The organism is Stenotrophomonas sp. YJH_SMC_120, from assembly GCF_059368675.1.
The window spans coordinates 1-12,150 of sequence record NZ_JCAFRY010000023.1; the positions used below are offsets into that span (position 1 = coordinate 1).

General features: G+C 66.3%; 13 protein-coding genes and 1 tRNA gene. 7 read left to right on the top strand and 7 right to left on the bottom strand.

Translation table 11 applies throughout. The features are described 5' to 3' along the window. Nucleotides 1-294: 294 nt before the first annotated feature. The 7 genes from AC5P60_RS18855 to AC5P60_RS18885 all read left to right on the top strand — a co-directional run bounded on the left by AC5P60_RS18855 (nucleotide 295) and on the right by AC5P60_RS18885 (nucleotide 5,688). Complete coding sequence (locus tag AC5P60_RS18855; RefSeq protein ID WP_483693505.1) at nucleotides 295-1,659, top strand: aminodeoxychorismate synthase component I; 1,365 nt, start codon at nucleotides 295-297, stop codon at nucleotides 1,657-1,659. 198 nt (nucleotides 1,660-1,857) lie between these two features. Next, nucleotides 1,858-2,919, top strand: coding sequence for an endolytic transglycosylase MltG (gene mltG, locus AC5P60_RS18860; protein ID WP_049403323.1), 1,062 nt, complete (start codon nucleotides 1,858-1,860; stop codon nucleotides 2,917-2,919). Next, a complete protein-coding gene (tmk, locus tag AC5P60_RS18865) occupies nucleotides 2,916-3,581 on the top strand; it encodes a dTMP kinase (RefSeq protein ID WP_005408317.1) in 666 nt (221 codons plus the stop codon). The genes mltG and tmk overlap by 4 nt, the downstream gene beginning before the upstream one ends. Further along, nucleotides 3,578-4,534 carry a DNA polymerase III subunit delta' gene (locus AC5P60_RS18870; protein WP_012479293.1) on the top strand — a complete coding sequence of 319 codons (957 nt, stop codon included), beginning with the start codon at nucleotides 3,578-3,580 and terminating at the stop codon, nucleotides 4,532-4,534. Before tmk ends, AC5P60_RS18870 begins: the two co-directional genes overlap by 4 nt. Further along, nucleotides 4,531-4,884: a PilZ domain-containing protein gene (locus AC5P60_RS18875; RefSeq protein ID WP_004146965.1), complete on the top strand. Its 354-nt coding sequence runs from the start codon at nucleotides 4,531-4,533 to the stop codon at nucleotides 4,882-4,884. The genes AC5P60_RS18870 and AC5P60_RS18875 overlap by 4 nt, the downstream gene beginning before the upstream one ends. A 116-nt stretch (nucleotides 4,885-5,000) precedes the next feature. Continuing rightward, nucleotides 5,001-5,075 (top strand) — tRNA-Val (locus AC5P60_RS18880). A 232-nt stretch (nucleotides 5,076-5,307) separates the two neighbouring features. Next, nucleotides 5,308-5,688, top strand: coding sequence for a tautomerase family protein (locus AC5P60_RS18885; protein ID WP_049403312.1), 381 nt, complete (start codon nucleotides 5,308-5,310; stop codon nucleotides 5,686-5,688). Between the two features lie 30 nt (nucleotides 5,689-5,718). On the opposite strand, the gene AC5P60_RS18890 is transcribed toward AC5P60_RS18885, so the two are convergent. The 7 genes from AC5P60_RS18890 to AC5P60_RS18920 all read right to left on the bottom strand — a co-directional run bounded on the left by AC5P60_RS18890 (nucleotide 5,719) and on the right by AC5P60_RS18920 (nucleotide 12,069). After that, a complete protein-coding gene (locus AC5P60_RS18890) occupies nucleotides 5,719-6,792 on the bottom strand; it encodes a phage late control D family protein (RefSeq protein ID WP_049453871.1) in 1,074 nt (357 codons plus the stop codon). Continuing rightward, nucleotides 6,783-6,998 (bottom strand): tail protein X, encoded by a 216-nt coding sequence (locus tag AC5P60_RS18895; protein WP_005408322.1) that lies wholly within the window; start codon nucleotides 6,996-6,998, stop codon nucleotides 6,783-6,785. Before AC5P60_RS18895 ends, AC5P60_RS18890 begins: the two co-directional genes overlap by 10 nt. Beyond that, nucleotides 6,982-7,449, bottom strand: coding sequence for a phage tail protein (locus tag AC5P60_RS18900; RefSeq protein ID WP_005408323.1), 468 nt, complete (start codon nucleotides 7,447-7,449; stop codon nucleotides 6,982-6,984). The genes AC5P60_RS18895 and AC5P60_RS18900 overlap by 17 nt, the downstream gene beginning before the upstream one ends. A 2-nt stretch (nucleotides 7,450-7,451) precedes the next feature. Further along, a complete protein-coding gene (locus tag AC5P60_RS18905) occupies nucleotides 7,452-9,872 on the bottom strand; it encodes a phage tail tape measure protein (protein ID WP_483693882.1) in 2,421 nt (806 codons plus the stop codon). Nucleotides 9,873-9,992: 120 nt separating this feature from the next. Continuing rightward, nucleotides 9,993-10,283: a phage tail assembly protein gene (locus tag AC5P60_RS18910; protein WP_005412456.1), complete on the bottom strand. Its 291-nt coding sequence runs from the start codon at nucleotides 10,281-10,283 to the stop codon at nucleotides 9,993-9,995. Between the two features lie 80 nt (nucleotides 10,284-10,363). Continuing rightward, nucleotides 10,364-10,867 (bottom strand): phage major tail tube protein, encoded by a 504-nt coding sequence (locus tag AC5P60_RS18915; RefSeq protein ID WP_495201800.1) that lies wholly within the window; start codon nucleotides 10,865-10,867, stop codon nucleotides 10,364-10,366. A 2-nt stretch (nucleotides 10,868-10,869) separates the two neighbouring features. Next, on the bottom strand, nucleotides 10,870-12,069 hold the full coding sequence (locus AC5P60_RS18920; RefSeq protein WP_483693885.1) for a phage tail sheath C-terminal domain-containing protein: 1,200 nt from the start codon (nucleotides 12,067-12,069) through the stop codon (nucleotides 10,870-10,872). Between the last annotated feature and the right edge of the window lie 81 nt (nucleotides 12,070-12,150).

A 12,150-nucleotide genomic window follows, 5' to 3' on the forward strand; every position in this document is an offset into this window, starting at 1 on the left:
AGTGCTCGACTATGGACGGTCAAACGGGCATTTTTATGGTGGTTCATCCGGGCTCTTTGGGGTCTGGAGAGGTGTGGTAACCACCATTTTCCAAAGATGTCCCGGATGAACAACGTACAGAGAGATCACAGTTAGTCGACTGCTCTTCGCGGGAAGCCAAATTCCCGCGCTGCGCGCGAGAGTCGACTGACAGTCGACTCTACCGTTCGGCGTCCGGAGAATCGGATCAACGCCGTGCACCACGGAGCCGCCGCAAGGCGGCTTCCGTGCATCTGAATTCCCGAACTGGCTGCCATGACCCACGCACCGCTGATCCACCCGCTGCTGCACCCGATCGATCTGCTGGCCCTGCAGCAGCACGACCCGGCGCGCTTCCCGCTGCTGATGGAATCCACCGCCTCGGGCACCGCCCAGGGCCGCTGGAGCCTGCTGCTGGTCGCGCAGGGCGATGGCCTGCGGCTGGATGCCGACGGCCAGGTGCGCGACCAGCACGACCTGGTGCAGCCCGGCACGTTCCTGCAGGCACTGGATCGCGCCTGGCAGCATGAGCGCCTGCCGCATGACGGCAGCCACAGCCTGCCGTTCCGCGGCGGCTGGGCGTTGATGCTCGATTACGAAGTGGCCAGCCAGATCGAACCGGTGCTGCCGGCGCGCGCACGCGAGGATGGTCGCCCGACCGCGCTGGCGCTGCGCTGCCCGGCGGCGGTGCTGCATGACCACCACAACGATGCCAGCTTCGTCATCGCCGAAGCCGGCGAGCAGGCGTTGCTGGATGCGCTGGTGGCGATGGCCTCGGCCGCGCTGCCCGAAGCCGGGCAGGGCTGGCGGCCACCGCAGGCGGTCGGCGAGGACGCGCCGCAGCGTTTCACCGATGGCGTGCGCCGGGTGATCGAGTACCTGCGCGCCGGCGACGTGTTCCAGGTGAACCTGTCGCGGCGCTGGAACGCGCAGTTCGCTGCGCCGGTCAGCCCGCAGGCGCTGTACGCACAGCTGCGTCGTGCCAACCCGGCGCCGTTTGCCGGCCTGTTCAGCGCGCACGGCCGCCATGTGGTCAGTTCCTCGCCGGAGCGGCTGGTGTCGGTGCACGCCGGCCATGCGCAGACCCGTCCGATTGCCGGTACCCGTCCACGCTTCGAAGGCGACGACGATGCCGCGCGCATCCAGGAACTGGTCGGCCACCCCAAGGAGCGCGCCGAGCACGTGATGCTGATCGACCTGGAGCGCAACGACCTGGGCCGCATCTGCCTGCCGGGCACCGTGGTGGTCGATGAGCTGATGACCGTGGAGAGCTACGCGCACGTGCACCACATCGTCAGCAACGTCAGCGGCCATCTGCGCCCGGAGGTCACGCCCGGCGAGGTGATCGCCGCCACGTTCCCGGGTGGCACCATCACCGGCTGCCCGAAGGTGCGCTGCATGCAGATCATCAGCGAGCTGGAGCAGGTGCCGCGTGGTGCCTACACCGGCGCGTTCGGCTGGCTGAACCGCGATGGCGACCTGGACCTGAACATCCTGATCCGTACCGCCGAAGTGGATGGCCACGAGGTGAGCTTCCGCACCGGCGCCGGCATCGTGGTCGATTCGGACCCGGACAAGGAGCTGGACGAGACCCGTGCCAAGGCCCGCGGCCTGCTGCGCGCACTGGGCCAGCAGGGGTAGTGCCGGCCGCTGGCCGGCAACCTCATTCATCCACGATCCACGCGATTGCCGGCCAGCGGCCGGCACTACCGGTACCGGCGGGTGCCGTTGTTCCGGTGGGTGCCGACCGTTGGTCGGCACTGGGTGTGTGGCTCTGGTCATGACCCCACACCAGCGGCACGGTATCCTGCACGACGGAATCGAGTTCAGAGGTAGTCCATGGCGGGAGCCAAGCGCGGGTGTCTGTTCGTGGTAACGCTGGTGGTGGTGCTGGGCGCCGTCGTGGCCGGCGTGGGCGCGTGGTTCTTCTACCAGCAGACGCGTTTCGCCGATGCCCCGATCACCCCGACTGCCGAGAGCGTGGTCATCGCCAGCGGCGATGGCATGAACAGCGTGCTGCGCAAGCTGCGCGATGCCGGCGTGGACGAGGGCCAGGACACCCAATGGCAGCTGCTGGCGCGCCAGCTCGACGCCGCCGGCAAACTGAAAGTGGGCGAGTACGCGCTCAGCGCCGACCTGACCCCGCGCGAGCTGTTGCTGCGCATGCGCGCGGGCAAGGTGCTGCAGCACCGCGTCACGATCGTCGAGGGCTGGAACATCCGCCAGCTGCGTGCTGCGCTCAAGCGCGCCGAGCCGCTGCTGCACACCACCGACAATCTTGATGATGCCGCGCTGATGCAGCGCCTCGGCTTCGGTGGCCAGCATCCGGAAGGCCGCTTCCTGCCGGAGACCTATGTCTACCAGCGTGGCGACAGCGATCTGGACGTGCTCAAGCGCGCCCATGCCGCAATGGAAAAGGCGCTGGATGAGGCCTGGGAAAGCCGTGCGCCGGACCTGCCGATCAACACGCCCTACGAGCTGTTGACGATGGCCTCGATCATCGAGAAGGAAACCGCGCTGGCCAGCGAACGCCCGCAGATTGCCGGCGTGTTCATGCGCCGCCTGAAGATCGGCATGCGCCTGCAGACCGACCCGACCGTGATCTACGGCCTCGGTGCCGCGTATGACGGCAACATCCGCCGTCGCGACCTGACCACCGATACGCCGTACAACACCTACACCCGTGCCGGCCTGACCCCGACCCCGATCGCGATGCCCAGCCGCGATGCGCTGATGGCCGCCGCGCAACCCGCTGCGGGCGACGCGCTGTACTTCGTCGCGGTGGGCGATGGCAGCGGCGCGCACGTGTTCTCGCCCAGCCTGGACCAGCACAACGCCGCAGTCGCCCGCTACCTGCAGCAGCTGCGCCAGCAACGTACCCAGGAGACCCCGGCGCAATGAGTCCCGCGCTGCTTCGCCACCCGCGTTTCGTCAGCCTGGAAGGCGGCGAGGGCGCGGGCAAGACCACCGCCATCAATGCCATCCGTGACTGCCTGCGCAGCCACGGTCATGAGGTGGTACTGACCCGCGAGCCGGGCGGTACGCCGCTGGCCGAGCGCATCCGTGGCCTGGTGCTGAAACCCGATGCCGAGATCGCCGCCGAACCGCTCAGCGCCGAAGCCGAGCTGCTGCTGGTGTTCGCCGCGCGCGCGCAGCATGTGCGCCAGGTGATCCAGCCGGCGCTGCAGCGCGGCGCTTATGTGCTGAGTGATCGCTTCACCGATTCCAGCTATGCCTACCAGGGCGGTGGCCGTGGCCTCGATCCGCAGTGGATTGCCGATCTGGAGCGCCGCGCGGTGGGCCTGCTGCCGGGCCTGACCCTGCTGCTGGACGTGGACGTGGCCGTCGGCCGGGCACGCGCCAATGGCCGTGACCTGTGGCCGGACCGCATCGAGAGCGAACAGGATGATTTCTTCCAGCGCGTGCGCGAAGTGTTCCGCAGCCGTGCGCAGCAGGATCCGCAGCGCTTCGCGTTGATCGACGCCGGCCAGGTACAGGCGCGCGTCGCCGCCGATGTGGTCGCGCGTGTCGAGCGCTGGCTGCAGGACGGGGAGGGCGCATGAGCACGTTTTCGCCCTGGCAGCAGCGCGCGTTCGACCAGACCGTGGCCGCGCTCGATGCCGGTCGCCTCGGCCATGGCCTGCTGATCTGCGGGCCGGCCGGGCTGGGCAAGCGTGAGGTGGCGCTGGCATTGGCCGACCACGTGCTGGCGCGCGGTGATGCCGCGCATGCCACGCGCACGCGCCAGCTGATCACCGCCGGTACCCATCCGGACCTGCAGCTGGTCAGCTTCATTCCAAACAAGAGCGGCGACAAGCTGCGCACCGAGATCGTCATCGAGCAGGTGCGTGAGATCACCGACAAGCTGGCGCTGACCCCGCAGTACGGCGTGGCGCAGGTGGTGATCGTGGACCCGGCCGATGCGATCAACCGCTCGGCGGCCAACGCGCTGCTGAAGACGCTGGAAGAGCCGCAGCCCGGCCGCTACCTGTGGCTGATCAGCAGCGACCCGGCGCGCCTGCCGCAGACCATCCGCAGCCGTTGCCAGCGCCTGGAATTCAAGCTGCCGCCGCAGCACGAAGCGCTGGCCTGGCTGCAGCAGCAGGGCCACAGCGAAGCATCGGCGCGCGAAGCGCTGGAGGCCGCCCGCGGCCATCCCGGCCAGGCCGACAACTGGCTGCGCGAAGACGGCCTGAGCCTGCGCCGCGAAGTCGGTCGAGATCTGGAACAGCTGGCCGCCGGCAAGACCGGCGCGGTGGAGCTGGCGCAGAAGTGGTGTGGTGACGACAACGCGGCGCTGCGCCTGCGCTTTGCCGCCGATCTGGCGCTGGCCCAGGCCAGCACCGATGCCTTGACCACGCCGGAGCGATTGCACAAGCTTGCAGCCTGGTTCGATGCGGCCAACCGCACCCGCGACCTGCTGCGCACCACGGTGCGTGCAGACCTTGCGGTGGTCGAGTTGCTGCTGGCCTGGAACAAGGTGAACGAGCGGCCTGCCGCAAGGGGAAATCGATGAGTGCCAGCAACGCCCGCCAGGGCATCCTGTCCCTGGCTGTGAAGGACAAGGCCGCGCTGTACAGCGCGTACATGCCGTTCGTGAAGAACGGCGGCATCTTCGTGCCCACGCCCAAGCGCTACTTCCTGGGCGACGAAGTGTTCCTGCTGCTGACCCTGCCCGATTCCAGTGAGCGCCTGCCGGTGGCCGGCAAGGTGATCTGGGTGACCCCGGCCGGCGCGCAGGGCAACCGCACCGCCGGCATCGGCGTGCAGCTGGCCGATGGCGCCGAAGGCGAGGGCGTACGCCACAAGATCGAGACCCTGCTGGCCGGCCTGACCAGCTCGGACAAGCCGACCCATACGATGTGATTCCGGTAGCGCCGGGCCATGCCCGGCGACGACCTTGAAACACCCGTGAACACGAATGTGAAAAACTGTTGACGGCCTCTGAAAAGCCCCTATAATGAGCGGCTCAGCAACACACCGGGCGGTTAGCTCAGCGGTAGAGCATTGCCTTCACACGGCAAGGGTCACAGGTTCGATCCCTGTACCGCCCACCATGTTGTAGAACGAAAGAAGCCTCCAGAAATGGGGGCTTTTTTGTTGCCTGACCATCAGCGCGGCTTTCCGGTATCGTTGGCAGCGCGACTCACCGGCTCCCTCAACCGCGCGAGGCGCTCGGGGGACGCACTTCACCGATGCGGGCACAGGATTCCATCCATGCGCTGTTGCGTGGTTCACGGCTAGCGTACTCTCGAGGCAGTGCCGTGCCCCCATTCCCTGGACTGCCACATGCCGCTCGCCCGCATCGATCTTCGCAAAGGTAAACCCGCCGACTACCTGCAACGCGTCGGCGAAACCATCTACCAGGCCATGCGTGCGGTCGGCGTGCCGGAGAACGATCGCTTCCAGATCTTCCAAGAACACGAGCCAGGCACGCTCATCTACGACCCCGGATACCTGGGCGTGGACCGCACCGACGATTTCATCTGCATCCAGATCACCTGGAACGAAGGGCGTACGCTGGAGCAGAAGAAGGCGTTGTACGCCGGCATCGCCGATGGACTGCACGCGGCGGTGGGCATCCGCCGCGAGGATGTGTTCATCAATCTTGTTGAAGTAAAAAAGGAGAACTGGTCGTTCGGTAATGGCGTGGCGCAGTACGTGAGTTGATGCGCGGAAAGCACCACGCATGGCGTGAATCTACACCTCGCTGCCGACCTGTTCGCCTTCGCTGGCCGGGGCATTGCTGGCCGCTTTCACTGCGTCGGCGCTGTTGGGTTGTTCGCATTCGATGCGGGTGAGATAGCCCTCGCTGCCGATGCTGTGCTCGGCACGCTTGACCAACCACTGGCCATCCACGCCCTCGCGGAACCCCTGCATCACCACGGTGGCTTCGGCCATCAGTGTTTCGCGGCCGGGCAGGGTGTAGCTGAGCGTCCGCGTCTGCCGTGCCTGTTCGCGATGCTTGGCGCGCGCCGCCGCCTCTGCGCTCTCCCGGTCGGCATAGGCCATGCGCAGGCGCATGATCGGTTCACCGCTGCCGACCTTCACTTCCTGGCGCTTGGCACTGCGCACGTCGCGGTAGTACGCAATGGTGGTACCGGCATCTTCGCGTGCGGCAAGGGTTACCCGATAGTCGCTGCCATCGGCCGGGGTGAGGGTGACATCGGGAATGCGCTCGCCGCTGGCGCTGGTGGATTCGCCCCGCTTCACGAACACCAGGCGCCCGGCCCCGGGCTTGGCGATGGCATCGTGCTGTTTGGCCAGGCGCAGCAGAAGGTTCATGTCCGACTCCTGCGACTGCACCGTCAGCGGCAGCACGATGGACGCCAGCGATGCGCTCACCGCTGCGTTCAGCCCATGCTCGCCGGCCATGCGTCGCACCATGTCGCCGATCGTGGTGCCCTTCTTCCAGGTGCGTGTCTTCTGCGTCTGCAGGTCGCTCTTGCCTCCCTTGCTGGTCTCGAACGGTGCCGCCCGGGCGCGCAGCGTCATGCTGCCGGGAAAGCCGGAGATCTCCACCTCGTCGCAGATGTACAGGCCTACGCGCCGCACTTCGCCGTCATAGCCGATGAAGGCCTCCAGTTCCGCGCCAACCGGTGGCAGCTGGATCGGATCGGACGGATCGTGGTCGGCCAGCTGCAGTTCCAGCGTGTCGGACGTGTTGCCGGTCTCGTCGGTGATGCGCAGCGACTTGAAGCGCGCCATGATCTTGTCGGTGATGTCCTGGCTGTTGGCCACCACGCGGAAGGCCGGTGTGATGTTCAATCCCACAGGGCGACTCCCTTGCGCTCGCTGGCCGGGCGCTGCACCTCCGGCAGGGTGATCGCTACGCCGGCAGGCAGTACCGGGCCGCGTGCGGCCAGGCCCGGGTTGGCATCGAACACCGCGCGCAGGATGGCCGGTGACTGCTCGCCATAATGCGCGTACGCGATACGATCTACGACGTCGCCGTCGCGGGTGCTATACGTTCGTGCCATTGCTGTGCTTCCGCAGTGAAAGGGTGAATTCCTGTTTCAGGATCGCGCTGTCGGCGGTGAACTCGCTGGCGGTGGCATCGATCTTCTCGATGACCCACAGGCCCAGGTTGCCGCCTTTGCCGGTCAGCAGTCGATGAGGCGTGCCCTGCGCGGCCAGTTTGCGCAGCTGTGAGAGCTCATTGCCGGCGCCGCGGAACTGGTAGTAGATGACGCCCGGCAGGGTCATGCTGGCTGAGCCCGGTCCGGTGTACTGCAGGGCCGCCATCTGGCCGATGCGGTCCTGCGCCTGCCAGCGATACTCGTTGGATTGCTGGATCTCCCGGAAGACCGCGGTATTGAGGCTGAACTTGAAGCCGCCCAGCATCAGCAGGACCGGGGCGTTGCCGGAGTCATTGGCTTTGAACTGCGACAGCAGCTTGTCCACAGTGCCGGTTACGAATTCGCGTTTCATGCTCAGTTCCTGTCTGCCAGGCCACCACGGGCGGCAACCGCGTTGCGACGCTGCAGCTCGTCGGCCGTGCGGCGCGCCACCGCTTCGCTGGATTCGCCTGGCTGCTGGTGGATGGTGATGTGGTTGGTCTGCTGCTGCTGCACGGTGGTGGCGCTGCGCGGGGTGGGCGAAGGCATCTCCGGTGCGGCACGCCCGGCCGGCGTACCAAAGGCATTCGGCATGCGTGGCTGCACGCTGGCGCTGTGCATGCTGGCGGGCGCCAGCATCACCTGAGGCAGCTGTATGCCGCCGTTTGCGCGTATCGCGCCGTAGGCATCAGCCGCGGTGTTCACACCAAGCGCGATCTTGTCCTTGGCGGTGCCCAGCACGCCCCCGACCTTGTCCATGATGGTGCCCACCACCTCCATGAAGGGGGCGATCTTGGCCATCATCGTGTCGATCACGCTGCTGACCTTCGCTGAAACCCAGTCCCAGGCACTGCCGAAGGTGACGACGATGAATCCAGCCACCGTGCCGATGACCTCACCGATCATCCTGAAGACCTCGGCGACGAAGCCAGCGACCTGGATGACGGCGCGGAAGTTGAACATCAGCGCTTCGCCCACCAGCATGCCGATCTCGCCCACTCGGGAGAGTTCGTTTCCGGTGTACTGCGCCGGGGCCAGCATCCGCGACAGCCAGTCCCAGGCCTGTCCCAGCAGGGCACTCACGGCCTCCCAGGCCGGACGCAGCGGCGCAACGGCATTCATCAGCTCTCCCATCGCGGAGGTGCCCGCGCTGCTGAGACCTTCCCATACACCGCCCAGGAAGGCCTTGATCGGCTCCCAGTACTTGCGGACAAGCAGGGCACCGGCAGTGAGCGCGGCCACAGCTACCGCGATAGGGCCGCCACCAATGGCGCCCACTGCGGTGGCGACGACGCGGAACACCGAGGCGATACGCATGGCCATCGGCCCGAAGCGCCCCAGCTGTGCCAGCAGGCTGCCGCCACGGAACAGCTGGAAGGCCTTCTGCACGCCCAGGATCGGGCCCTGCAGGAAAGTCCAGGCGTAGCGAGCGCCGAGCACCGCCGTGCGCATGCCCAGCATGCCGACCACGATCTGCGTGGTGTTGGCGATCAGCTTCGGGTTTTCCTGCACGAACGAGGTAACCCCGTTCAACAGCTCGGTCAGCTTGACCGCGGCCTCGCCCACCGCGGGCAGCAGTGCCGCACCGAAGGCCTTGGACAGGTTGTCCACGGCGATCTTGGCACCTTCGATCTTCTGCGGATCGGTCTGCATCGCATCGGCATAGGCCGCATCGGTGGTACCCGCCGATCCATTCAAGGCCTTGTCGCGGACACGGATGTAGGTATTCCAGTTCTCGATCATCGGCTGGACGAAGTTCTTCGCCTGTGCATCGCTGAACAGGGTGCCGATCTTCTTCTGGTCGCCCGCGGTCGCCTGGATGATTCCCTGCATCGCAGCGTCGAAGGGATTGCCGCCGCTGGTCTGTGCATCGCCGATGATCTTGCGCAGATCCAGGTTCAGGCTCTTCTTGGCCTTCTCCTGAATGTCCGGCGAGAGCACCTCGGACATGAAGCTCTTCATGTTGCTGGCGGCCTTGTCGGCGCCACCTGCCGAGTCCAGCGTGGCTTCCAGTGCCGCACCCAGCGTAGCCGCCGCCGATGTGCCCTGCAGCTTCATCGCCTCGAACGAGGAACCCAGCACCGGCAGCACCTGGGCCATGTCCTTCAGGCCCAGGCTGCCCTGCTGGCTGTTCACCACCAGCACGTCCAGCGCGTTCTGCATGCGCGAGGGATCGATATCGAACGACTGCTGCAGGGCGGCCGCAGCTTGGGCCACATCATCGATGCTGGCACCGGTGACGGTGGTGGTCCGTCCAACGGCGCCGAGGCTGGCCTGCGCGGACTGTGCATCCATGCCGGCCGCTACCATCAGCTTGATCGACCGCTGCAGATCGTCGGCGCCCTGGTTGGTTGCACGCGATTGCTGCAGGATCGCTTGGCCTAGCGCACTCACCTGCGCGCGGCTGAGGTTGGCTGCCACGCCGATCTGCTGGTTCTGGCGGGCGAAGCCGGAGGCGTTCTCGACCGGCTTGGCCAGTGCGGTGACGGCGGTGCCGAGTGTGCCGCGCGCTGCCTTGAACGAGGCGCCGAGTTTCTCGCGCTTCTCCAGGTTGGCGGTGCGCTTGGCTTCGACACGCTCCAGCGCTTCCTGAGAGGCGCGCAGCGCATCGGCCTGCGCGCGCATGCGGGTGTATGCGGTGCCCGACTTCTTCATCGCGGCGAGCTTGAGCTCCAGCTTGCCGGCTTCATCGCCGAGGCGCTTCACGCCATCATTGGCGAAGGACAATGCGTCCTTCAGCGACTTGGACACCTCACCGCCGATCGTGATCGTTGTCGTTTGAACGTTACTGGCCATGTACCGGCAATCCCTGAATCCACCAGATGAACTTCGACACCCGCAGTGTCATGATTTCGCGCAGGCCCCAGCCGGTATGACCGGCCAGAGCAAGCACTCCCTGCCTGATCTGTGGCAGGGTCAGGTGGTAAAAAGCGCGACGCCTGCCTGCAGCCGGGCGTAGTCGCGCAACGGCATCTTGCGCACGTCGTCCGGCGAGATCTCGCACAGGTTGGCGATCATCCGCACCTCACGCTGGGCGTCGCTGCCCTTGTCGTCCTGGTAGCGCTCCATGTCTTCCACGGTCGGCTCGCGCATGCGCAGCACGGCGGTTTCCATGCCATTGACCTGGCGCGGACGGGTGAGGGTGATCTCGGCAAAGCCATCGCGCTCGATGACGGTGTCGGTGGGGGTCTTGGTCTTGCTGGACATGAAGGCGTTCCTGGAATGCGATGCGGTGCGATGGATGCGGGGGCGCGAGGCGCCCCCGGGTTCTTCGGTGCGGCGTGGGCTCAGATGCCCAGCCCGCCGCGGATGCCGGCCAAGACGTCGACGCCACCCTGGCGGGCGATCATGTTGACCACGTCGATCTCCTGCACGACCTGGGCGCCATGGGTCAGCTTGTAGTAGCTCAGCGCCAGGCTGACCTTGATCGTGCCTTTCTCGCCGACCTTGGTTTCACCACGGTCCAGCAGCTTCACCTTGCCGCGCATGTTGTGCACGACCTGGGTCACTTCGCCGTCGTCGCCTTCCAGCGCTTCGCGAGCGGTGAAGCCGTACTCCTTGCTCTCGATGACGTGGAACTTGGTCATGATCTCCGCGTCGTCCGAGGCGAACTCGACCTCGGCGGTGAGCTTTTCATGGCCGAGCACGATCTCGGTCGGGGCCAGCATGCCACCGGCCTGGAAGTCCTCGGTCTTCAGCGACAGCTTGGGGGCGGTGAAGGACATCACGCTGCCGGCATAACCCTTGCCGTCGACGTAGAAGTTGAAGTTTTTACGGATCTTGCGCGCCATGCTTAGAAGATCTCCGAGACGTAGTTGTTGTTCATGTGCATGCGGAAGGTCAGCTGCTCACCCGGGTAGGTCGGAGTGAAGTCGAAGTCCCAGTAGAAGCGGCCCTGGGCCACGCTGTCCGCTGCGTTCAGTTCCGGGTCGATCCAGCAGTTGCCGCCGAGGATCGCGCCCTGGGTCTTCAGGCCGCGCAGGAAGGCGTTGACGCCCTCGCGCACGTCATCGACGTAGGTCTTGCTGATGCCGCGGTCGACGGCCCACAGGTGGGCGGCCTCCAGACTGTCGGCGATGATGTCGGCGGTGCGCACCACGCACAGGAACTGCCACTTCGGATCGATGCTGGTGGTGCGGTTGCCCCACAGGCGGAAGCCCCCTTCGCGGATGACCGTGGCCACGTTGGCCTGGTTCAGCAGGTTGGCGCGGCTGGTGGCATCGGACAGGCCGAAGTCGATCGCACGCGCGGTACCGACCACGCCGTTGAGTTCCAGGTTCGACGGCGACGCCCACCAGCCGCGCTCGTTGTCGCTGCGGGCGATGGCACCGGCCACGGCACCGGAGGCATGGCGGGTGACGATGGCATCACCGGACTGCACCAGCAGCGCGGGGTCGACCACGTAGACGCGCTTGGAGCCGGTCAGGGCGGCGGTGGACTTGGCAGCGTCGTCGTTGCTGTTCGGGCCGTCCTTGATGATGACCGCGCGCAGCTTGTCGGCAATGCCGAGCAGTTCCGCTACGACCGGGTTGGCCAGCAGTTCGGTATCGCGCTTTTCGTGGGTGTGGGTGAAGCCCGGTACCGCCAGGATGCGTGGCTTGATGCCCACTACCGACTTTGCCGCCAGCAGTGCATGCACGCCGGTGTAGGCACCGGTCTGCGCGTTCACGCCGCCCAGTACGTTGGCCAAGGTGTCGTTCTCGGTGGCGCCCTTCTCGACGCGGACAACGACGACGACCGCGTTGGACTGGTCGAAGATGGCGTCGAGCTGGCCCGGGAGGGTGCCCTCATCGACTTCGGTTGCGGCGTTGGCGAGCAGTTTGGCTGCCTGCGAACGCGAGGTCACCAGGACCGGGGTGTTGTACGGGAAGGCGATCTTGTCGGCGCGGGGCGCGGTGCCCACAATGCCGATGACACTGGTCGAGGCAACAGCGATCGAGCGGGAACCACCATCGATGTTGACGACCTGCACGCCATGCAGAAATTCGGCCATGCGTTGTTTTTTCCTTGGTTGGGTGGGTGCTGCGGTCGCGATCTGCGCCGCATGGGTACATGTTCGTATCTGGCCGCGGCT